Source organism: Kitasatospora sp. NPDC056731 (genome assembly GCF_040687675.1).
Lineage (GTDB): Bacteria > Actinomycetota > Actinomycetes > Streptomycetales > Streptomycetaceae > Kitasatospora.
In genome coordinates, this window is sequence record NZ_JBFBNR010000056.1 from 26,198 (window position 1) to 46,055 (window position 19,858).

Here is a 19,858-nt window from a genome sequence, read left to right on the forward strand (position 1 = left end):
GGTGCGGTTGAGGCGGGGCGGGGCGTCATCCGGGTTCGCCCGGCCGGCGGGGTTCTGAGACGAGGTACTCGGCGACGCCGGTGCGGCGGGCGGTGAGTGAGGCGCGGAGCGTGCGCAGTCGGCGCGGGGTGACGATGCGCCCCCATTCCTCGACGGTGCGGACGGCGTGACCGCTGTGCTCGGCGGGGTCGGGGGTGATGCGTTCGAGCTCCTTGTCGGTGAGCCGGCCGCCGTCGAAGGTCACGCCGATCTTCCAGGGCCACGGCGGCTCCGGCGGGGTGAAGGAGAGCATCAGGAGGCGGGGGGCGTCGTCGAGGGCGGCGGGGACGAAGCCGATCTCCTCGGCGGTCTCGCGCAGCGCGCACGTCCACGGGTCCTCGCCGTCGTCGAGGAGGCCGCCGGGGTACTGGTATTCGCCCGGGTGGTGGACGGAGGTGAGCAGCAGCGGCCGGTCGTGGCGGTCGGTCAGGAAGACGCCGGCATAGGAGATGCCGTGCGGCAGGGTGGGGACGAACCGCTCGGGCGGGACGAAGACCACGGTCAGGCTCCTCGCTGGTCGTGACGGCAGGGGTGGCCGAGCCGGGTGCGCAGGTCGGCGGCGAGGCGTTCGGCCCGGCCGGGGTCGTCGGGCAGGACACCCGAGCCCTCGGCCATCAGCGCGTGGAACTGCTGCTGCTCGTACGGGATGCCGGGCGGTAGGGCGGCGATGTGCCAGTGGACGTGGGCGTTGCCCTGCATGCTGCCCAGGCTCAGCACGTAGAGGCGTTCGGTGGGGACGGTCGCGGCGAGCGCGGTCGCCACCCGGTGCACGACCAACTGCAGGGCGAGGTACTGGTCCTCGGTGAAGCCGCTGATGGTGTCCTCGACGTGGGTGCGCGGGGCGACCAGGAGCTTGCCGGGCAGGGTGGGGTAGCGGTCGAGGAAGGCGACGTGCACGCCGTCGTCCAGGACGATCCGGTGTTCGTACCCGGGCTCACCGGCGAGCATCGAGCAGATGAAGCAGGGGCCGTTGCGGGCCCGCTCGTTGTAGGCGTCGAGGTCGAAGGCGGTCACCGCGTCCAGCCTTCTGAGCCGGGGCGCAGCGCCATGTAGCCGTCGACGGGGTCGAATCCGAGGGTGCGGTAGAGCGGGGCTCCGGTTTCGGTGGCGCGCAGCTCGATCGATCCGCAGCCGCTGTGCCGGAGTGCCTGGACCAGGGCGGTGGTGACGGCGCGGGCGTGCCCGCGCCGTCGGTGGGCCGGGTCGGTGGCCACGGTGTGGATCCGGGCCCACCGGCCGGTGGGGTGGGTGGGGCCACGGTAGCCGCGGTAGACGATGCCGATGGCGCAGGAGGCCAGCGTGCCGTCGTCGGCGGGGACGACATAGACGAGCAGGTTCGGGTCGGTGCCGAGCCGCTCGCGCATGTCGTCGCGGAAGGTGGTGCGCCAGTCGTCGGTGAGCCGGGCGCCGTCGAGCACCGCGACGCGCAGGCGCAGCAGTTCGTCGGCGTCCTCGGGGCCGGCGGGGCGTACGGGGGATCCGGTCATGCGGGACTGCCTCCGGGGTTCGGTGGGTCACTCGGGTGGTTGTCGGGGGAGGCCGAGGCGGACGAGGTGCCGGCCGGTGCCGCCGTCGGGCCGGTGCCGCCGTCGGGCCGCTGCACGGTGCGGTAGGCGTACGGGATCCGGCTGGGGTGGGGAAGGCGACGGTGCCTTCCTCAGCCCTGGACCAGGTCGCGGGGGTCGGACCCCTCGGCCCAGCCGTGGGTGGAGAACCCGCGGCCACCGGACAGGTACGCGGACAGGGCGGCGTGGGAGGATGGGAACATCGGCAGCGGCAGCTCGCCCTCCGGCGACCACACCACGGCGAGGTGCTTGCCGGGCTCGGTGTTCGTCAACTCGCCCTGCCAGGCGGTGGCGAGGAACACCGACAGCAGGAAGGGACCCTTGCCGTCCCAGCCCTGGCGGACCTGGATCGTGTGGACCAGCCGCAGGTCGCGCGGGTCGACCTCCAGCCCCGTCTCCTCCGCCAGTTCACGGGCGGCGGCCTCGTCCAGGCGCTCGCCGACCTCGACCTTGCCGCCGGGGATCGTCCACACCGGCGTCGTGCTCCAACTGTTCGTCGCGTAGTTGATCGTCGCGACCCGGCCGCCACTCCGGTCGTGGACGATGACGGCCACCGCCTGTCGCAGGCTCTCCACAGCACTACCTCCAAGGACGCTCGATCAAAGGGGACTTGGGGACTTCACGGGGCCGGCGACGGTCCGCGCAGCGGCTCCAGGACGGTGCGGGGTGAGCTGGAGCATCACGCGCACGGGTCGGCTGGGCGGCTGGCGGGGCCGACGGGGCCGGGCCGGGTCACGAGGCCTCCCCGGTGGGCTGGTCGGCCGCTGCGGCGAGCAGCGGCAGGTAGTGGTGCAGATAGGGCGGGACCTTCAGATCGAGCACCTCGTCGAAGGGCACCATGCGCACGGCCAGGCCCTCGTCACCGAGCCGCAGGTCGCTCTCGGGGCCGTCCCAGACGGCGTGCAGGACGCGGGTGAGCGGGAGGCCGAGGTCCTGGTGCGGGCCGGGGAGGGTCCGTAGCCCGGTGATCTCGACGCCGGCCTCCTCGCGGACCTCGCGCACCGCGCTCTCCTCGGCGCTCTCGTCCCCCTCGCGCCAGCCGCCGATCGGAGCCCAGTAGCCGGGCCAGGCCATGCCCGGCCTGTCTTCGCGCAGGTGCATCAGCAGTCGACCCGCGCGGTCGGTGACGAAGACCAGGACGCCCTCGAAGTCGTCGCCATCCGGGGCGGGGCGCTCCAGGTAGAGCGGGACGCCGCAGCGGTGGGCGCGCAGCACCTGCCGGAGCCGCTGGTAGTGGGCGGGGGTCATCCGGGAGCGCCAGTCGTGGGCCGTCTCGAACCGGAACTCGGTGTGCTCGGCCGGATCGAGCCGGATCCGGGCCTGCTGTTCCACGGTCAGCGTGCCGCCGTCGAACACGTAGCCGGCGACCGGGACCGGGTAGTCGGCGTCGGCCTGCGTGTGGATCACGGCGACCAGGCGCCGCCGGAGCACCTGCGGGTTCTCCGCGGCCAGGTCCAGGCCCAGCTCCTCCCGGGCTTCGCGCAGCGCGGCGTCGAAGGGGCTCTCGCCGTGCTCGACGTTGCCGCCGGGCATGTTCCACACGCTCGGGTCGATGGTCGAGCGCATCCCGAGGACGCGGCCGGCGGGGTCGGTGACCAGGAAGGAGCCGTAGGCGCTGGGCCGGGCGATGGTGGTCAGGTAGCCGCCGACCGGCCGCCAGCCCGGGATCGCCAGGCGGCCGGTCAGCCACTCGATCACCGCGCGCTGGCCGTCGCTGGTCGTGGGCAGCCGGTCCGCTGGAGCCCACTGGTGGGAGTCGTGGTCGCCGGAGAGGACGACCGGGGCGCCCTCCGGAACGACGGTGGCGAAGACGAACTGCCGCACGCGCCGGCCGTTCGGGTCGGTGAGGTCCAGGCTCCGCGCGTACTCCAGCGGCAGCCCGGCGAGCCCGGTCTGATCGGCCAGTTCCCGTGCCGCGCCCGCCGCCACGGGCTCGCCGTCCTCGTGGCCGCCGCCCGGGTACTCCCACAGGCCGGGCAGGACGTCGTGCGCGGCCCGGCGGATCATCAGGATCCGGCCGCAGGCGTCGCGGACCACCACGCCGACGCCGATCCGTTCGGCGCCCTCGCGGAAGGCGAGGCCGGTCAGCATGTCGAAGTCGATCACCGGGTGGACTCCTCGGTCTCTCGGGCGGGTGTGTTCCGCCGGTCGGTGCCGGTCTTCGCCGCAGCTCCTCCGAACACCGTCGGCGCGCGGGCGCGCAAGTGTGCTGGAAGAAGGCGATCCGACGTCCAAGTTTCTTTCTGCGGACCTGAGTTAAGGAACCTCCCAGAGGTTGGCGGTCTCCGATGATGGTGCTGTTCGAGCGCGGCGTTCAAGCGGATTACCTCCGGGCGAGCCCGGGTCGAACGGGGAGGTTTCGAGCACCTCCGGGCGCGGCCGAGGGCGTCCTCCAACTGGCCGCGGACGGGCTCGGACAGGGGGCGGAGCCCAGCGCGCAGGCGGCGAGAGCCTGTTCGAGCCCGGCCGTCAGGCCGGGTTCGAGGCGGCCGCGGACGCCCGGGCGGCCGAGAAGGTCGCGCAGCGCGTAGCCGTCGCCGGATTCACCCGTTCGGATGATCGCCGAGCGCCAGCTGTCCACCTCCGCACCGTGGCGCAGGGCAAGGGGCAAGCAGGGCGAGGGGGCCGGCGATGCCGTGTGCTTCCCTGTCGAGTTCTTCTGTTCATTCATCAGGGTCCCGGACCAACGGATGCGGAGCGTTCGGTCCCGGCTTCCCGCAGTGCCGGTTCCTCGTCGGCTGCCTGTCGGGCCCGGGCCGGTCTCACGGACCGTGCATGGCAGACTGCGTCCCCGTGATCGATGAATTCGCCAAGAAATACTTGCACAGCGATCTGCGCGATGTCCGGGAGGCGCTCGTCTGGAAGCTCGACGGGCTGTCCGAATACGACGTCCGCCGACCTCTGACCGGCTCGGGCACGAGCCTCCTCGGACTGGTCAAGCACCTCACGAACATCGAGTACCGGTACTTCGGCAACGTCCTCGGCCGCCCGTGCCCGGAGCCGCTGGGTCGGTGGGACGACGAGCGGCTCTGGGCCGAGGCGATGTGGGTGACCGAGCACGAGACCCGCGAGGAGATCATCGGCCGGTACCGCCGGGTCGCGGAGCACTCCGACGCGACGATCGACGCCCTCACCGTCGAGGCACCGGGTTACGTGCCCTGGTGGCCCCGTCCGAACGTCACATTGTTCAGCATCCTGGTGCACGTGCTCACCGAGACCAACCGGCACGCCGGGCACGCCGACATCCTGCGCGAGCACCTCGACGGCGCCACCGGGACCGAGGCGAGCCACGCGAATTCGCAGCCCGACGCCGCGTTCCGGCAGTCCCGGTTCGCCGAGGTCGAGCGGGCCGCCAGGGCGGCGGTGGGCACACCCTGACGAGCCTAAGTGGGCGTTTGGAGAGCTCTACTCCTGTGACGACATCCACGAAGCCTTCCTCACTCGCGGATGCGCACTCATCTGCTGGCGGCGGCTTGTCTCCCTACCTTGACAGCATCGGAACCCAGTGATCCATCACCTGGCACAGGCACAGGCACTGACGATGGTCGGCAATCCAGTGGTCAGCATGGATCCGGCCAGACGCCCCGCTCGGACAGGTGGAGCACGAGGGCGGCGATGTTCCAGGCGTCGTCCTCGCCGCTGTGGTGACGGCCTTCGAGTCGCCGCCCGGCGATCTCCAGGGCCTTCGCCATGCCGGGGCGTTTGCGCAGGCCGTATGCCTCGGTGAAGGTCGTTTTGGCGTTGGTGTGGTGCCGGCCGAAGGGATACGGCGTCCTGGTGGCCTGGCACTGCCGGGTGAACTGGTTGCGGTCGTAGTCGCCCCAACTGGCCCACGGGCGTGCCCCGGCATGGTGTTCGGCCGCCAGGAGCCGGCACGCCTCGGCGAAGCCGACCCCTGTGTCGACCTCGTGCTGGGTGAGGCCGGTCAGTTCCGTGCAGAACTCGCTGACCGTGGATCGGGCGGGCCGCACCAGGATCCGGTGGCGGGCGAGGCGTTCGCCGGCGTCCAGATCGACGACGGTCAGTCCGATCTCGATGATCTCGCTGACCGCTCCCCGCGGTTGGCCGCCGGCCCAGCAGGTTGCTTCGACGTCCACGACGTTCAGGAGGCGCTCGGCCCCGGTGCTGTCCATGGCGGGAAGCGTAGGGAGGAGCGGCGGCCGCGGCACCTGGTTTTGCCTGCCGGGGCGCGGATGCGCCGCCGCCCCGCACCCCCGGGTGCGGACGGCGGTTGCGGCAGGTCGAGATCAGCCGGGACGCTGGTTCAGTCAAGACGAGCGTTGAGGACTGGCCGTTCAATGCGCCGTTCGATCTTCGTGATCCGCAAAACGTGGCCATGGAGATCGGCCGTGGTGACTTCGAGGGAGCATGGCGGCGAGCGCGTCCTGAGTCCCAGGGCTGATCAACGGGTCCAACTCCCATGCATCAAGCCGATGTTCGAGAACGACGGCAACCCGCGCCTCGCCTCCTTCGAACAGGGCGTCCGGACTGCCCGTGACTCCCGCAGCCGCAGCCGCAGCCGTCGGCTCGTAGGCAACGCCCTCCTGCTCTCCGTCGCCCCAGTGCGCGAGGCCATGTCCCGCGCCTCCCGGGACGTGCCCACCTTGACCGAAGAGTCGCCGAACTCGACTCGGGTACACCCCTACTGGCGGGAGCATCAGGTCAAGGTCTGGGCGGCCCATGACCGGGCCACCCGGTTCGTGGCGGAAGTGACCAGGGCCGCTGCCCTCTTCGACAGTGCCTTCGGGTTCGACCGCTCGCGCGACCGAGTCGCGTCGAGGTCGTTCGCAACGGACCGAGAGTTCGCCGCGGAGTAGTGGAGCAGCGGAGTAAACGAGCTTCCTTCGACGGGAGGACAGTTGAATTCGCCATCTGAGCAGGTGGTCGGGGTCCGGGTCCGCGACCTGGTACGGGACGTGGTCGCCGCCTGCGCGCCCGGGGAGGCGGTCATGGTCGACGGCCTGCTGCGACGGAGCGACGCCGAGGTGCTCGCCCGGCTGCGACGGCTGCGACGGCGGCGACGGCGGCGCGGCGACCGTGATCCGCTCGGTTTCGGTCTCGCCGAGATCGCTCCGCTGGTGGCCCCGCTGCTGTGGCTGACCCTGGACCGGGCCCGCGAGAAGCTCGCCGAGAACCTGGTGGAGGTCGCCTCGCGCGGATCGTCGGCGCTGTGGCGGCGGGTACGGCGGCGGGTGCGGCGGCGCGCCGGTCGGCTCCCGAGGTCATCCCGCCACTGACCCGCGATCAGCAGCGGTTGGTCCACCGCATGGTGCTCGACGCGGCCGGGGAAGCCGGGCTCTCCCCGGACCTGGGGCGGCGGATCGCCGACGGGGTGGTGGCCGGTCTCGCACTGGCCGACCCGGACGACCAGCCGGACGAACGGCCGGACGACCAGCCGGATGAGGCGGTGGAGGGTGGTCCGGGCCACGTGCCGGGGGAACGATGACCGGTGCCGGGCCGCGCCCGGCCGCCTGGCCCGCCTCCAGCCCGCCGCGATGCACCGCTGACCCGTGAGAACACCCGCGATCCGGGCCGGAAGGAGCGTCCGGACCACCTGGCACGAGCCCGCTTTCCGGCCCTGGGCCCGGCGATCGGCCACCACGGCCCCGCGCCCTCGTGGGCGCGGGGCCGGCTGTTGCGCGGCGGTCCTCAGTGCACGAGGAGGGCCTTGACGCCCGAGAGCACCGGGATCAGCTGGTACCGCCCGTCGCCGGGGCCGCAGGAGGGCTTGGTGTCGGGGGTGTTGGAGATGTTCGTCCCGGCCTTGAAGCGTCCGTCTCCGCTCGGGGCGAAGGTCGTGAGGTGGTCGCGGTAACCGTCGAAGTAGTACATGCACTGGTGCAGGTTCAGGTACCGCCCGGCGGTCAGGTCCAGGGCTGTGGCGCTCGACAGCAGGGGGATGGGGTGGTCGGTGCCTCCGCCGCCGCAGCTGACGGTGGTGTCAGGGGAGTTGGAGATGTTGGTGCCGGCGACGAACTTGACATCGGTGGTCCCCACCACCGTGGTGAGGTGGTCCTGGTCGAAGTCGCTCCAGAAGATGCACTGGTGCAGGTTCAGGTAGTGCCCGGACGTCAGGTCGTAGGGTTCGGCGGCCGTGTAGACGTTGGGCTCGTAGCGCCCGTCCCCGGGGCCGCAGACGGCGGCGGGGACGGGGGTGTCGGAGACGTCCGTTCCGGCTCTGAACCGCCCGTCCAGGCTCGGGACCAGGGTTGTCATGAGGTCGAAGTTGCTCGCCCCGAGCGGGCTGTTGTAGACGCACTGGTGCAGGTTGAGGTACCGGCCGGCAGGGGGCTGCGAAGCGATGGGGGTGGGGCCGGTTGCGGCGGGAGCCGGACCGGCCAGTGCAGCGACGGACAGGGCGGCGGCTACGAGCGCAGCGGAGCGCGGGGCGAGGCTCATGGGGGTTCTCCGTGACGGGGCGCGGCCACTTCGGGCGAGCAGCCGTCACGCAGGAGGCTTCCCAGGGCGCAGCGGCCCGGGGCACCACGCTTGTGGAACTTCACCTGAAACGACCGGGCGGCGGGGGCGGTGAATTTCGTCCCGGGCCGCTGGTGAGTTTCGCCTCGGATCCGGTGAGTTTCGGGTGTTGCCGCAGGTCAGGGGCTGGTGAGAACCCCTTGTGCTACCCCGTCCGGGTGATGGCGGGGTTCGGCACCTTGGCACGGTGGGCAGAGCCTGCGGCATGACGACACCTTCGCGGTGCCGCCCGGCCGGTACCCATGACGGACCTCGTGGTGACGGGTCTACTGCGTGCTGGGCGAGCATGCGAGCTGCAGGCGTGGTGCTGGCGGCAGCGGTGTAGGCGCTCCCGTCTCCGGTGCGGCGCGGAACGCCTCGATCACGTAGGCAGCGAAGCGGCGAGAGGACGTGAGCCGGGCGGCACGCGGCGCGTCTTGGAGGCCCCGGTGGGCCATGAGCATGAGGATCAGGTCGTCGACGACGAAGCCGGGGCGGAGCTGGCCGGTGTCCTGGGCGCGGCGGGCCAGTTCGGCAACCCTGAGCGAAGTCCGCTCTCGGTCGGCGGCGAAGTCCATGACCTCGGGGAAGGCTGTCATGAAGGCGTCGGCGAATCCCCGGCTGTGTGCGTGGAGTTCGCAGATGCGCTCGACCAGGCTCCGGAATCCGTGCCACGGGTCCGGGTCTGCGAGGGCGTCGCGGACGGTGGCATGGCAGGCTCGCCGCTGCTCGGCGAAGGTCTCCACGATCAGCGCCTGCTTGGTCGGGAAGTGCCGGTACAGCGTGGCGGGGCCGACGCCTGCCTGCCGGGCGACCTCGCGCATGGGCGCATTCAGGCCTTCCTCGCTGAACACCGCGCGGGCGGCGTCCAGGATGCGGGCCCGGTTGTCGCGGGCGTCGGAGCGCGCGATGTGAGGCAAACGGTCGGTCATGGCCTCTCACTTTAGCCAATTGGACGGGGGCGTCCGTTACGGTCCGATGGCGGTGACGCCGCCCCGTCCCGGCACCCTGCTGGTGGTGCCTCGGGCTGGGGAGCCGGGCTCGCCGCTCACGGTCGCAGCAGTTGTGGCCCGTTCGTTCACCGGCCTAAGGAGCAGAGATGAAAGCCGTCGTGATCAGGGAGTTTGGAAACCCTGACGGTCTGGAGGTCGTCGACTTGCCCGTGCCCGTCCCTGCCCCGGGGCAGGTGCGGATCACCACGGAGGCCATCGGGGTAGGCGGCGTGGACGCCGGGGAACGCTCGCCGCGTACGGCTTCCGGGAGGGCCATCTCCTGGGCAGCGAGGTGGCGGGTAGCGTCACCGCGGTGGGAGAGGGCGTGGACGCTTCGTGGATGGGGCGGCGGGTGTGGGCGTTCACCGGCCTGTCCGGCGGGTATGCCGAGCAGGCCGTCGCCTCGGTCGAGGACGTCCTTCTGCTGCCTGACGGCCTGACCGGCGCGGACGCGGTGACTCTCGGCGGTTCCGGTGTGGTCGCCCACTTCGCCCTGGACCGCGCTCGTTTCGCGCCCGGCGAGACGGTGCTCGTGCGCGGTGCGGCGGGCAGCATCGGGATCACGGCGGTCCAGCTCGCAGCCAAGGGCGGTGCGGGCGCGGTGGCGGTCACCACCTCATCGGCGGAGCGTGGCACCCGCCTGCGGGACCTGGGCGCGACCCATGTCCTCGACCGCTCCGGCGAGGGCGGCTCGGACGCACCGTCGGGTTTCGACGTGGTGATCGATGTCGTGGGGGGTCCTCAGCTTTCCCTGTTCCTGGACCGGTTGAACCCGAACGGGAGGTATGTGGCTGTCGGCGTGGTCGGCGGGCAGCCGTCGGCGGACTTCGGCATGCGGCTGATGGACGCCTTCCGCAAGTCGCTGTCGTTCGCCACCTTCAGCTCCGACACCGTGCTCGGCTCCGACAGGCAGGCGGTGCGGTCGTCCCAGTTCGATGATGCCGCGCACGGGGACCTGCGCACGGTCGTGCACGAGGTGCTGCCGCTGGACCAGGCGGTGCTGGCTCACCGAGCAATGGACGCGGGCAAGGTATTCGGCAGGGTCGTGCTGGCGCCCTGAGCCGGGCAGGAACGGTGTTCGCGGCGCCGCACTATCGCAGCAAGGCCGACCTGGTCCGCGCCGGCGGGTGACTCCCGTTGAGGGGCTGGTGTGCGGGGTCGGCCGTACCCGGGCGTTTCCGCCCGGGTGTTCGGGGTGTGTCGCCGTGTTGTGTCCCGGCCTGGATGGCCTGTGGGTGAAGAGTTATGAGTTCGTGTCGGATGGTTCCGGGCTGGGTGGTACGGTCCCGGCAGCAGGTCTAGACAAGTCAATGATCGTTCGGTGAGGGGAAGTTCGTTGCGTCGCTCTGCTTCTGCTGCTCTGTCCACAGTCGTATCCGTCACGTTGCTCTCGGGGTTCTGGGCCGCTTCTCCGGCCCAGGCGGCCGTCTCGGGGACGACACCCGCCGACTTCACCGGGACGGTGTCCCTCAACTCCACCGGTACGGTCGACAGCGAGGCGGTTGTGACCCTCTCGGGTACTTACCGCTGCTCAGGGCCTTCTTCCTACGCCGTCGTCAACAGCTCGGTGGGGGACAGGGTCGCCATCAGCACGTCTGTCATCTGTGACGGTGCCGAACACGTGTGGGTCAACCATGGCAGGCCCAACCCGGGGCCTCTTGTGAGGGTCGGTCAGGCCGAGGTCGCTACGCGCTTGCAGCGGTGGGAAACAGGGAGCAATGGCTTCCCGCGCATTGTCACGCTCGCGATCGATCGGAAGAGCGTCGATCTGCAGGCTGCTGCGCAGTGACGCAGGGCCCGCCGGCACGCGGGACGGGCTCGTGCTCGTCGTGACGTGACCGCGGACGACCTGGTGGGGGAGCACCGGCGTGCGGAGGGCGGACATCGGCAGGCAGGACCCGTTCTCCGCGGAGTCCCACGAGCCCGGCCCGAAACGCCTCGCCCAGCCGCCCCGATCCGATCGTCTTCCGGGGCGCCGCCAGGACGATGGCCGAGTCCGTCCCGGCCGTGGTCGCCGCCGACCGCCTCCCGGAGATGATCGACAGGCAGACCCGGGCGATGGCCGAGGCCACCAGCGCCCAGCCGATCCGCACCGCCGACACCCTGAGCTGCGCCCCGCGGCAATGGCCGGGTACCCCACGCTCGTCGGCGCGGGGTATCCGGCCACCAGCGTATCGGCGGGTATCCGCGTCCTCGAACGCATCGTCCCCGAGGGCGAACTCCTCCTCAGCTCCGCCCACCACGACTTCGGCAGCCAACGTGGCAACCACGGCGCGCTGAAGAACGAGACCCTGCACAAGCGGATCGAGGACACCGGCGGCGTACTGCGAGCACGTGCTCGACGTCGCCGCCAGCGCCGGTTTCGTCATGGCGGAGGACGGGCTGAGTCGGCTGCGGCCCGGGGCGCTTGACTTCCGCATCGTCCTGGTGATCCCGGCCTCGATCGTGTAGGGCCTGGTGTACGCGGGCTGGTGGGCGGCGTTGTTCGTGGTCTGGCTCGTGGTTCTGGTCCTCGGCCGGATGCCGTAGCCGCTGTACGAGGCGACGGTCGCGGTCCTGTGCTACCGGATGTGCTGCACCGCCTGCCTGACGATGCTTTCGTGGGCCTGCCCCAAGCGCTTGTTCGGCGAGGAGCCGGGCGGCGAACCGGAGGGCCCGGCGTCGGCCACCCGTCCGCTGGTCCTCGGCGGCGCCGGGCGCGGCCTGCTCGTCCTCTTCCTCCTCCTCGGCGTGGCCTCCTGGGCGACGGGGTCGGTCACCGCCTCGGTGAACTCGGACGACGACTTCGACAACGACGAGGTCACCAACCCCGCCCAGAGCGTCCTCGGGCCCCTCGTCCCGGGCCTCGCCGACCGCGTGCCACAGCGCCCGCCCGCCGCCGGCTGCGCCGAGGGACGGCTCCCCGTGGGGGGGCCGGTCACAGGGGCACGGCTCCCTGTGACCGGCCGGTGGGTTCAGTTGATGTGGAGCGTCGTGACGGTGCCGTAGTTCTTGGTGATGGCCTGGTTCTTGCCGAAGGTGTGGCGGTAGAGGGAGCCGTCGCCGGGCTCGTACTCGAAGTACCCGGCGTTGTTGCCGCTACTGAAACTCGTGACCGACCTCTGGTCGATCCAGATGTCGCCGGCGTTCGCGAAGCACCTCCTGAAACCGGTGCCGTTGTCGTTGGTGATGCCGATGGTGAAGTAGTCGCTGGCAAACAGGCATTCGGCGAAGTTGACCTCGTTGGTCGCGTGGGCGGGCACGGTGCCGACGGCCAGAGCCATCATGGCGACCCCTGCGGCCACGGCGATTCGTCGCTTCAGCATGACGCAAACTCCCTGGTGTGTGAGGTGGGGCATGCGAGTCGAACTGAAGGGACACTAACAAGAGGTGTTGAGGTCGCAACCTGGTGTAACGATTTTCGGACATCATCCCATTTGCCGGGAATTTTGCGGGACTTTGCTGAGCAGAATTCCACACCTGTCACACCTGCCGCACCTGTCACACGGACCCGCATGGCCGTCCGGGCCGGGCCGATTTGCTCCTCCAGGAAGGCGACGGCGGGCCGTTGCGTCTACGGACCTGCTCGCCGTGCTGCGCCTGGGCGCCACCGCCACCGCGGATGCCGACGGCGCCTTGGAGGTGTTCACTATCGGGTACCAGTCGTCGGTCCCGGTGCGGATGCACCAGGCGGGCCCGGACGGGCCGTGGTCGGCGCCTGAGCTCTTCGGCCCCGCCGGGGCGGGCGTGCCGAGGTTCTTCGGGGTGCCGGTGGCCTTCCAGCGGGCGGACGGCGCGCTGGCCCTCTTCGAGGTCTACCAGGGCTCGGGCAGCCCGCAGTTGTACGTCAACGAGCAGAGTGCCCCCGGTCTCTGGGGCCCCTGGCGCGACTGCCGCAACGGCGGCTGCGCCGGGGGCTGACCGCCGGCGGGCCCCGGGTGACGGAGCCGGGGAACGAGGCCCGGGGCCGGCCACCGCCACCGTTGCCGCCGTCCGGCCGTCTGGCCATCGCCTCCGATCTGTCGGGGCACTGCTGGAAGGACACCGGGGAGTACGCCCGGCCGCGTCGTCTCGGTGTGGTCGACGACTGTGGGGGCTGTCAGGTCGGGCGGGCCCGGGGCCGGGCGTTCGGCATGCTGGAGGAGCGCACTGGTCCGTTCGTCGGCGGCTGGCTGGCCGGCCGGCTTGGGCGCCGGATCCGTCCTGGACGTTGCCGACGTTGCCGCCCGGCGTCGATGGGGCGGCCTTGGCGGTGACCCCGTACGGGCCGTGACGAGCGGCGCGCTCGTGGGCGGTGACGGCCTTGGGAATCCCCCGGACCGGCGCAGGGGCGGCCGACGGGCCGAGCCGATCGGCCGCGAGCCGTCGCCCGGCGGGTGGACACGTCGGTCCGGCCCGCCGGGCTCGCCGACACCCTGGTTCTGCGCCGGTCCGGGCGTCGTGGTCGCCCGCGTCCGTGCGTGGACGGGGGTGGAGTGTGTGCTCAGCCGGCCGCGCGGTAGGCGGTACCCACCCGGTTGGGGGTCGCCCGGTTGTAGAGACCGGTGCCGCCACGGTCCGCGGAGAGGGTGAACCACGCGTAGCGCTCGACGAAGGGGAGTGCCTGGAGCATGGTGGTCGACTTCGTCACGAACGCGGCCTGTTGTTCCGGTGTCGGGTACCTCGGGGTGCCGTTGGAGAAGTCGGTCAGGGCGTACTCGGTGAGCCAGATCGGCTTCTTGTAGCGGTTGTACACGGCTTGGAGGTAGCTGCGCAGTTGACCGGTCGCGGCGTCGGCGCGAAAGTCCGAGCCGTACCAGTGCAGGGGGATGAAGTCGACCTTGTCGTGGCGGGCGGCGGCGCCCTTCATGAACTGGTCGAGCCAGCCGCCCGCGGCGTCGCCGCCGCCCGCCACCGCGGGTGCGCCCAGGCGCATCCCGGTCGACTGGAGCCGGGGCCACAGGTCGAGGGCCCTGGTCACGCTCATGTTGGCCTGTGCCGGCAGGTCGGGTTCGTTGAATCCGAGCAGGGTCGTGCCTTCCTGCCTGGCTGTTCGCAGTTGTGCGTCGGTCACCGAGCCCGCGCCCCAGATCATGGGGACGAACTCGACGCCGGCGGGCGGTTTGATCTGTTGGCGGTCCGGGGCCCAGGTGTAGAACCAGCCGGCCCTGGAGTCGGCCAGCGCCTTGGTGACGTCGGTGAAGTTCCAGGCGCTCACGCCCTTCTTCTTCGCCGGGGCGGCGGTCGCGTCGGCCGCACTGCCGACGGTGAGGCAGGTGAGTACCGCGAGCAGGGCGGTGAACAGGCGCATTCGACGTGGCAAGGCGGTTCCTCTCTTCGGTCGCGCGGTCGCGCGGTCGTGACGGGGGCCGCGGCGGCTCGGGCCGGGGGCCGGGGTCCGGGGCGGGTGGCTCACGCGGTGGGGCCGAAGGCGACGGTGAAGCCGCTGCAGCGGCTGCACTGCTGCATCACCTTGTTGCCCGGCGTCTGGTCCTGCTTGGACCACGTGTAGGCCTTGGGACACTTCGCGCTGAGCGCGCGGCTGTAGCTGCTGGGGGCGTCCCGGCTGGGGTTGGTGCACAGCATCGGCTTGCCGTCCGGCCCGCGCGTCAGGTCGGCGGGCGGGCAGTAGGGCAGCAGGTTCGCCGCGCAGCCCCGTGTGTCGCAGCCCCCGCCGGCGGGGATCGTGGCGTTCACCGGAGTGATCGTGATCGGCAGCGAGAACGCGTTCACGTAGCTCACGTCGTACCAGGGGGCGGCGCCGTCCTTGGCGTCGAAGTTGAACTCCGCGAGGCTGGCGGGTTGTTCGCCCGTCGTGCAGTGGTCGGCGGCCGGGCCGCAGTCGGCCACCCGGCAGTGGAAGGTGCTGCCGGGGGTCCCGCCGCATCCCTGGCGTGCGAAGAACTTCCCACGCCAGTGGAACGGGGCGGCGCTCTCGGGGATCGTCACCGTCGCCGACTGGCCGGGAGCCAGGACCGGTAGCCGGGTGAACTGCTTCGACCCGTCGGCGTTGACGCCGCTTCCGATCCACAGCTTCTGCGACGAGTGGTTCACGAACGTCACCGTGTGGTTGACCGCGGCGGCCGCGACCGTCGCGGTGCGGGCCGGCGCCGCCGCACCCGTGACGGCCGCACCCGTTGCCACACCCGTGATGGTCGTGCCCGTGACGGTCGCGCCTGTCGCCGGGCCCGCGCTCGGTAGTACCGCGGTCAGTGCGGCGGCGGCCGCCGTGACGAGCAGTCTGGTCAGGAATCCGCGCATGACTTCTCCGTTCCGTTCAGCAGGTCAGGTTGGTGCCGGGGGAGGTGCCGGGGGAGGTGCCGAGGACGTGTGCGGACCGCTGGTACAGGTTGACCCTGTCCTGCATCTCGGCGGTGTTCCTGCCGTCGCACTCCACGGCGCCGTTGATGCTGCGGATCGTCTGGCCGGATCCGGCCCCGGTGACGATCGCGTGGTGGGCCGTCATGGAGCCGGGGCCGGACTGGGTGTTCCAGTACCAGAGCGCGCTCTTCCATGCGATCTGGGGGTTGGTCTGGAGCAGGTCGGGGTGGTGGAGCAGGTCGATGTGCAGGGCGTCCCCCGCCGCTTTGCAGGTGGAGCTGAGCTGGAGCGGCCCTCGTCCGTAGTAGGCCGCGCGTTCCGCCGGACACCCGTAGGGGCGGGCGGTGTCGCAGTACGTCGGGTAGTTGGCGGTGTTCTGCTCCACGACGTGGCGCAGGCCGCCGGTCTCATGGCTGGCGTTCGCCAGGAAGGCCGCGGCCTCCCGCCGCTTGAGCGCGTCGTTCCCGGTGTGTGCGAAGCCGGGGTAGGCGCTCGTCGCGCCGACCAGTGCGTCGTAGGTGGAGAACCGGTCCCTGTTCGGGAACATCCGGTCGGACTGGGCCTTGTCCATGACGAAGCCGGCCTGGTCCGCCGCTGTCGCGTGTGCCGGTGCGGCCGTCGACAGGCCGGTGGCGTGGGCACAGGTGGGCAGGGCGATCGCCGATACGGCCGTCGCCGCGGCGGCGATCCTCGGGGCTGTGCGTCGAGGGGACACGCGGGGCCTTCCTCCCGTTGCGCAGTGCGGGACATCGGGTCCGCCGGTCTCCTGCTCCCACCGGCGGGTGTGGTCGGGTCGTTCGGGCCGGCCTGGCCGTTCGGGTCGGCCTGGCCGGCGCCGCGGTGGTGTGTCAGGAGCAGGTCTTGTCCGGGTGGTCGTGGGTGATGGCGCAGATCATCGCCTGTGCCCGGCCGTTGTTCGGGTACCTGCGCTGGAGCTCGTTCTTGAAGTCCTTCCACTGGCGTGCGATGTCCTTGACGGCGAGGTCGTAGGCGTGGTCGAAGTTGTGGGCGACGACCGAGCGGGGACTGTCCTTCGTGTCCTTGTTCAGGACCCCGTCATGCGTGGTGCGGCCTGTGCAGTTGGAAACCGTCCCGCTGTGGTCGCGGTCCGGATAGCAGCCCGTCGCCAGGTCGTGAGGGATGTGGCCGGTGGCGTCCTTGACCCAGTCCGCCCTGCTCATGGAGCTGTAACGACCGATGGAGAAGAACGCGGGCAGATCGGTGCGCCCCAGGCCGGGGGGGTTCTTGACGCCGATGGCTCCCGGGCCGGCCTGGTCGATCCAGTTGCTGTGGGCGTAGAAGTCCTCGATCTGGTGCCAGCCGCGGCCCAGGTCCTCCAGCACCTCGCACTTCGCCCGTCCCGGCCGGTCGTTCCACGAGCAGGCCGGGGAGATGGAGGTCTGGGCGGCGATGACGCGCCCGTTCGTGTCGACCAGCCGGTCCGCGGCGGCGACGGCCCTCCTGACGTGGTCGACGGAGCCCTCGACGCAGTCGATGATCTCGGCGTTGGACTGCTCGCGGGTGCGGGGGTAGCGGCTGTCGTACCGGGGGTCGAGGTAGTCGGCGTTGTCGCAGTGGAGCTTGCCGATGCCGAAGTACTCGCCGTGGTCGTTGGCGACGATCGCGCCCGAGTTCCCGTCCGCCATCGCCGTCAGCGAGTTCGGGTGCCAGCCCCCCGGGCCCAGGGCGGCCCGGGTGATCTTCTCGTGGTTGCCCCCGCTGAAGGCGTGCGCCGGTGTCGCGGCGCCGAGGGCGACGGCACACGCCATCGCGGCGCACGCGGCGCCGCAAGCGCGCAGGCGCCGCCGGCGGGAAACGGAGAGGGGGTTCATGAGGCCTCCAGTCGCACGATGGACGTCTTCGGCAGGTGTGGGTGCGTCCGGGCATGGAGTCCCGTCCGTACTGCGCAGGCCATGGCGGACCCATGGCGGCACTTGGTGACGAAGCGTCATCAAGTCTGCACCCGTACGTTAGTCGCCGCGCCCACGAACCGACAGGCCGTCAGATCGCCAGTACCCCAACGGCATCCGGCCGCGCATCGCGGTGTCCCCGTGCCGTGAGGCCCCGGCGCCCGGCCCCGTTCACGGGAACGGGCAGCACAGCCTCCCGGCCTCCTCCCGGGCCGGGCTCGTCCACCCGCGACCCGCCCCCGCCGACCCGCCCCCGCACCAAAACAGAGCAGGGATTCTGTACAGCCCCCTCCGCCAGCAGAACGTCAATTCTTCTTGACACAGGGCGCAGTGCCACGGCTCACCGACACCCTGTTCCACCCGCTTGCTCTCCGTCGCCGTGCACTTCCTCATCGACACCTCGCCTGACTTCTGACGTCCCGCCGATGGCGCCGCGCTGATCACCGAGATCGGCCGCTACAGCGCCAGCGGCCGCGCCCACTACGGGCAGCGCGCGGTGTGTGGCCGTCGCCGTGGCGGTGGTGGCGAAGGCGGGGCCCGCGGCGGTCAGGGCGGTCAGGGCGAGCGTGGCGAGGGCGGTGGTGGCGCGGCGCCACGCGGTAGTGGTGATCATGGTCAAGCTGTGCCGGCCCCGGGTGTCGGGTGACGGGTGTTCACCTGAACAGCGGGGCGCCAGTCGTCCAAGGTTGGCGCTGAGAGAGCCAGTACCTCGGCTGTTCGGGTACTGGCGGTCCCGCCGGGGCTCTCGCGCCAGTACCCGGGCTTCTGCGGATAGCGGGGTACCGCCAGCCGGGGCCCTGCGGTTGTCAACCCTGGCTCGCGGTTTCGACGGGCAGGCCCCGGGTGGCGTCGAAGGCCGGGCGGGTGGCGAGGGCGGCGTTGTGCAGTTCGGCGAGGATCGAGGCCAGGGCGGATTCGGCCTGCGTCGCTTCGGCCTCCTGCTGATACCGCCACCTCTCCTCGGAGGGACCGCCCGGCCGGGAGGCGGCGATCTGCGCGTGGAAGCGCAGCCGCCTCTGGTCGAGGACCTGGAAGGCGACCGACACTGCGAGTCCGCGGGCCTCGTCGGTCGTCTCCTGGGTGCCGGGCACGTGGCGGACGCTGATCCGCTGGCCCCGTTCGAGGTGGGCCTGTTCTCCGGGGACTCCAGGACGTCGGCGCCGCTGCCCATCGGGGACGGCCGTGGCGGTGTCGACGCTGGTGACCTCGGTCCGCGGCCAGGCGTCGAGGTCGGCGGCGGTGCGGGCCATCCCGGCACTGATCTTGCTGATCAGGTGGGAGAAGTCTTCGAACGCCTCGTAGCGCAGGCGCATCGCCTCCTCCTCGGCCGTGTCGAGGGCGGCGATCCGGTCGAGCAGGGTGGCGGGGTCCTTGGCCATGGACGACGGCGCCTGCGGTGGCGGGGGCGGAAGTTCGGGCACGAGGGACAGCGTGCGGCTGTGGTGCAGCAGCCGCAGCACCTCCACGTCCGGGTGGCGCTGCAGGGCTTCCCGCAGTGCCGCCACACGGCCGGTGGGGAACCGGTGGCCGAGGACCACGCCGGTCAGCGCGCCGCGGATGTCGACGCTGTTGTGCTGGAGGGACTGGTCCACCAGGATCAGGCGGTATTCGTTCTCGTTCGACCAGTCGTAGTGCTTGCGGAAGAAGAGCTGCTCCGCCGTGTCCCGGGCGTAGACGCGGGCGAGGGCGTCCACCCCGAAGGCCTTGGCCTGCCCGAGGTCGAACCCCCGGCCGTCGACCGCTTTGTCCATGAGGTTGTAGGACACCGGCCCGTGGAACCGCAGGTCGTCGTCGGTTCCCGCGCGGTCGAAGGCGCCGATGAGCCTGTCGCGGTCGAACCGCAGGCAGACACCGCTGTGACGGCCCGCGTAGTGGGCCCACAGCGACAGGTGCGCCCACCCGCGCAGCGCGTTCGGGTCAAGGGCGTCGGGAAGGAAGACGAAGTCCCGGGTGAGGCAGGCGACCTTGGTGTGCAGCCGGATGCTGCGGTCGATCTCCTCCCAGACCCAGTCGGCGGCATCGACGTCGGACTGGTCGTCCTCGTGGACGCTGAGAACGGGATGGAACGGGTCTGCCTCCCACAGGTCGTTCATCGACTCGAACGGGCCCAGGCGAAGCGTCCCCGTGGCGAGGATCCCGGTGATCGCCGCGTCGGCGCTCGTGTAGTGGTACAGATCGCCGGTCTCCGTCGGCTTCGCCCTCCGGGCGCCGCGCTCGGCGAACGCCTCGAAGGGGTCCTGGAGCGTCCCCACCTGCCGTGACCTGGACATCCGGCCTTCTCCTGCCGCTCAACCGGCGGTCCCCCCTCGGGACGGGCCTTCCGGTGCCCACACCCTACGCCATTATCGTCTGAATGACGATAATGGCGTAGGGTGTGTGATGTCTGGGGTTCTCCGGTGCTTGGGTCAGGGGTGTCGGCGTACACGGGTAAGCGCTCAGGCAGGTACACGTGAATGTGCCCGGCTGGGGGAGGGTAGCCGGGTGGCGGGAGACGCAGATCGGTGGTCACCAAATTGGGATGACAGGTCGGTGACCTGGCTGCCGAGTTCTGGTGCGGCCAGCGCCACAGCACCCAGTACCCGGACGGCTGGGCCTGTTCTTCGGCCTTGCGTAACCG

General features: G+C 71.2%; 22 protein-coding genes and 1 pseudogene. 8 read left to right on the plus strand and 15 right to left on the minus strand.

All coding sequences use genetic code 11. The features are described 5' to 3' along the window. Positions 1-25 precede the first annotated feature (25 nt). The 5 genes from AB0R04_RS34430 to AB0R04_RS34450 all read right to left on the minus strand — a co-directional run bounded on the left by AB0R04_RS34430 (position 26) and on the right by AB0R04_RS34450 (position 3,710). Complete coding sequence (locus AB0R04_RS34430) at positions 26-538, minus strand: NUDIX hydrolase (protein ID WP_363377526.1); 513 nt, start codon at positions 536-538, stop codon at positions 26-28. A 2-nt stretch (positions 539-540) separates the two neighbouring features. Beyond that, on the minus strand, positions 541-1,053 hold the full coding sequence (locus AB0R04_RS34435; protein WP_363377527.1) for an HIT family protein: 513 nt from the start codon (positions 1,051-1,053) through the stop codon (positions 541-543). After that, positions 1,050-1,526 carry an N-acetyltransferase gene (locus tag AB0R04_RS34440; RefSeq protein WP_363377528.1) on the minus strand — a complete coding sequence of 159 codons (477 nt, stop codon included), beginning with the start codon at positions 1,524-1,526 and terminating at the stop codon, positions 1,050-1,052. Before AB0R04_RS34440 ends, AB0R04_RS34435 begins: the two co-directional genes overlap by 4 nt. A 170-nt stretch (positions 1,527-1,696) precedes the next feature. Further along, complete coding sequence (locus AB0R04_RS34445) at positions 1,697-2,179, minus strand: NUDIX domain-containing protein (RefSeq protein ID WP_363377529.1); 483 nt, start codon at positions 2,177-2,179, stop codon at positions 1,697-1,699. Positions 2,180-2,336: 157 nt separating this feature from the next. Further along, positions 2,337-3,710, minus strand: coding sequence for an NUDIX domain-containing protein (locus tag AB0R04_RS34450; protein WP_363377530.1), 1,374 nt, complete (start codon positions 3,708-3,710; stop codon positions 2,337-2,339). Between the two features lie 687 nt (positions 3,711-4,397). Between AB0R04_RS34450 and AB0R04_RS34455 the strand changes: the two genes are divergently transcribed. Continuing rightward, a complete protein-coding gene (locus AB0R04_RS34455) occupies positions 4,398-4,982 on the plus strand; it encodes a DinB family protein (protein ID WP_363377531.1) in 585 nt (194 codons plus the stop codon). A gap of 182 nt (positions 4,983-5,164) precedes the next feature. Here AB0R04_RS34455 and AB0R04_RS34460 read toward each other — a convergent pair whose 3' ends face one another. Beyond that, positions 5,165-5,737, minus strand: a complete 573-nt coding sequence (locus tag AB0R04_RS34460; protein WP_363377532.1) for a 3'-5' exonuclease — start codon at positions 5,735-5,737, stop codon at positions 5,165-5,167. A 300-nt stretch (positions 5,738-6,037) separates the two neighbouring features. Here AB0R04_RS34460 and AB0R04_RS34465 point away from each other — a divergent pair, with 300 nt between their 5' ends. From AB0R04_RS34465 to AB0R04_RS34475, 3 genes are read left to right on the plus strand one after another with little or no spacing between them, the layout of a single operon-like run. Further along, positions 6,038-6,421, plus strand: coding sequence for a hypothetical protein (locus tag AB0R04_RS34465; protein WP_363377533.1), 384 nt, complete (start codon positions 6,038-6,040; stop codon positions 6,419-6,421). 42 nt (positions 6,422-6,463) lie between these two features. Next, positions 6,464-6,841: a hypothetical protein gene (locus tag AB0R04_RS34470; protein ID WP_363377534.1), complete on the plus strand. Its 378-nt coding sequence runs from the start codon at positions 6,464-6,466 to the stop codon at positions 6,839-6,841. Between the two features lie 29 nt (positions 6,842-6,870). Beyond that, positions 6,871-7,050 (plus strand): hypothetical protein, encoded by a 180-nt coding sequence (locus tag AB0R04_RS34475; protein ID WP_363377535.1) that lies wholly within the window; start codon positions 6,871-6,873, stop codon positions 7,048-7,050. 203 nt (positions 7,051-7,253) lie between these two features. Here AB0R04_RS34475 and AB0R04_RS34480 read toward each other — a convergent pair whose 3' ends face one another. Together AB0R04_RS34480 and AB0R04_RS34485 are read right to left on the minus strand one after the other, a co-directional pair. Then, positions 7,254-8,003 carry a hypothetical protein gene (locus AB0R04_RS34480; RefSeq protein ID WP_363377536.1) on the minus strand — a complete coding sequence of 250 codons (750 nt, stop codon included), beginning with the start codon at positions 8,001-8,003 and terminating at the stop codon, positions 7,254-7,256. A 344-nt stretch (positions 8,004-8,347) separates the two neighbouring features. After that, a complete protein-coding gene (locus AB0R04_RS34485; RefSeq protein WP_363377537.1) occupies positions 8,348-8,992 on the minus strand; it encodes a helix-turn-helix domain-containing protein in 645 nt (214 codons plus the stop codon). A 167-nt stretch (positions 8,993-9,159) separates the two neighbouring features. On the opposite strand from AB0R04_RS34485, the pseudogene AB0R04_RS34490 reads away from it, so the two are divergent. The 3 genes and pseudogenes from AB0R04_RS34490 (at position 9,160) to AB0R04_RS34500 (ending at position 12,040) form a co-directional block, all read left to right on the plus strand. Then, positions 9,160-10,112, plus strand: a pseudogene (locus AB0R04_RS34490) (zinc-binding dehydrogenase). A gap of 402 nt (positions 10,113-10,514) precedes the next feature. Then, on the plus strand, positions 10,515-10,841 hold the full coding sequence (locus tag AB0R04_RS34495) for a DUF6299 family protein (protein ID WP_363377538.1): 327 nt from the start codon (positions 10,515-10,517) through the stop codon (positions 10,839-10,841). Between the two features lie 803 nt (positions 10,842-11,644). Further along, positions 11,645-12,040, plus strand: coding sequence for a hypothetical protein (locus AB0R04_RS34500; RefSeq protein WP_363377539.1), 396 nt, complete (start codon positions 11,645-11,647; stop codon positions 12,038-12,040). On the opposite strand, the gene AB0R04_RS34505 is transcribed toward AB0R04_RS34500, so the two are convergent. Then, positions 12,007-12,357: a beta/gamma crystallin domain-containing protein gene (locus AB0R04_RS34505; protein WP_063351706.1), complete on the minus strand. Its 351-nt coding sequence runs from the start codon at positions 12,355-12,357 to the stop codon at positions 12,007-12,009. The genes AB0R04_RS34500 and AB0R04_RS34505 overlap by 34 nt on opposite strands. Before the next feature lie 265 nt (positions 12,358-12,622). On the opposite strand from AB0R04_RS34505, the gene AB0R04_RS34510 reads away from it, so the two are divergent. Next, positions 12,623-12,952: a hypothetical protein gene (locus tag AB0R04_RS34510; protein ID WP_363377540.1), complete on the plus strand. Its 330-nt coding sequence runs from the start codon at positions 12,623-12,625 to the stop codon at positions 12,950-12,952. Positions 12,953-13,514: 562 nt separating this feature from the next. Here AB0R04_RS34510 and AB0R04_RS34515 read toward each other — a convergent pair. From AB0R04_RS34515 to AB0R04_RS34540, 6 genes are all read right to left on the minus strand, one after another. Then, a complete protein-coding gene (locus AB0R04_RS34515) occupies positions 13,515-14,333 on the minus strand; it encodes a glycosyl hydrolase (protein ID WP_363377541.1) in 819 nt (272 codons plus the stop codon). Between the two features lie 89 nt (positions 14,334-14,422). Further along, a complete protein-coding gene (locus tag AB0R04_RS34520; RefSeq protein ID WP_363377542.1) occupies positions 14,423-15,271 on the minus strand; it encodes a thaumatin family protein in 849 nt (282 codons plus the stop codon). A 16-nt stretch (positions 15,272-15,287) separates the two neighbouring features. After that, positions 15,288-16,046: a chitinase gene (locus AB0R04_RS34525; RefSeq protein ID WP_363377543.1), complete on the minus strand. Its 759-nt coding sequence runs from the start codon at positions 16,044-16,046 to the stop codon at positions 15,288-15,290. Between the two features lie 133 nt (positions 16,047-16,179). After that, positions 16,180-17,163 (minus strand): hypothetical protein, encoded by a 984-nt coding sequence (locus AB0R04_RS34530; RefSeq protein ID WP_363377544.1) that lies wholly within the window; start codon positions 17,161-17,163, stop codon positions 16,180-16,182. A 418-nt stretch (positions 17,164-17,581) separates the two neighbouring features. Then, a complete protein-coding gene (locus AB0R04_RS34535) occupies positions 17,582-17,854 on the minus strand; it encodes a hypothetical protein (protein ID WP_363377545.1) in 273 nt (90 codons plus the stop codon). A gap of 193 nt (positions 17,855-18,047) precedes the next feature. Beyond that, positions 18,048-19,511, minus strand: a complete 1,464-nt coding sequence (locus tag AB0R04_RS34540) for a DUF2971 domain-containing protein (RefSeq protein WP_363377546.1) — start codon at positions 19,509-19,511, stop codon at positions 18,048-18,050. Between the last annotated feature and the right edge of the window lie 347 nt (positions 19,512-19,858).

Excerpts from the sequence above, each read along its gene's own strand:
- AB0R04_RS34440 (WP_363377528.1), bottom strand. The coding sequence starts at position 1,526 with ATGACCGGATCCCCCGTACGCCCCGCCGGCCCCGAGGACGCCGACGAA.
- AB0R04_RS34460 (WP_363377532.1), bottom strand. The coding sequence starts at position 5,737 with ATGGACAGCACCGGGGCCGAGCGCCTCCTGAACGTCGTGGACGTCGAA.
- AB0R04_RS34465 (WP_363377533.1), top strand. The coding sequence starts at position 6,038 with ATGTTCGAGAACGACGGCAACCCGCGCCTCGCCTCCTTCGAACAGGGC.
- AB0R04_RS34475 (WP_363377535.1), top strand. The coding sequence starts at position 6,871 with ATGGTGCTCGACGCGGCCGGGGAAGCCGGGCTCTCCCCGGACCTGGGG.
- AB0R04_RS34480 (WP_363377536.1), bottom strand. The coding sequence starts at position 8,003 with ATGAGCCTCGCCCCGCGCTCCGCTGCGCTCGTAGCCGCCGCCCTGTCC.
- AB0R04_RS34485 (WP_363377537.1), bottom strand. The coding sequence starts at position 8,992 with ATGACCGACCGTTTGCCTCACATCGCGCGCTCCGACGCCCGCGACAAC.
- AB0R04_RS34500 (WP_363377539.1), top strand. The coding sequence starts at position 11,645 with ATGCTTTCGTGGGCCTGCCCCAAGCGCTTGTTCGGCGAGGAGCCGGGC.
- AB0R04_RS34505 (WP_063351706.1), bottom strand. The coding sequence starts at position 12,357 with ATGCTGAAGCGACGAATCGCCGTGGCCGCAGGGGTCGCCATGATGGCT.
- AB0R04_RS34520 (WP_363377542.1), bottom strand. The coding sequence starts at position 15,271 with ATGCGCGGATTCCTGACCAGACTGCTCGTCACGGCGGCCGCCGCCGCA.
- AB0R04_RS34530 (WP_363377544.1), bottom strand. The coding sequence starts at position 17,163 with ATGAACCCCCTCTCCGTTTCCCGCCGGCGGCGCCTGCGCGCTTGCGGC.
- AB0R04_RS34535 (WP_363377545.1), bottom strand. The coding sequence starts at position 17,854 with ATGATCACCACTACCGCGTGGCGCCGCGCCACCACCGCCCTCGCCACG.
- AB0R04_RS34540 (WP_363377546.1), bottom strand. The coding sequence starts at position 19,511 with ATGTCCAGGTCACGGCAGGTGGGGACGCTCCAGGACCCCTTCGAGGCG.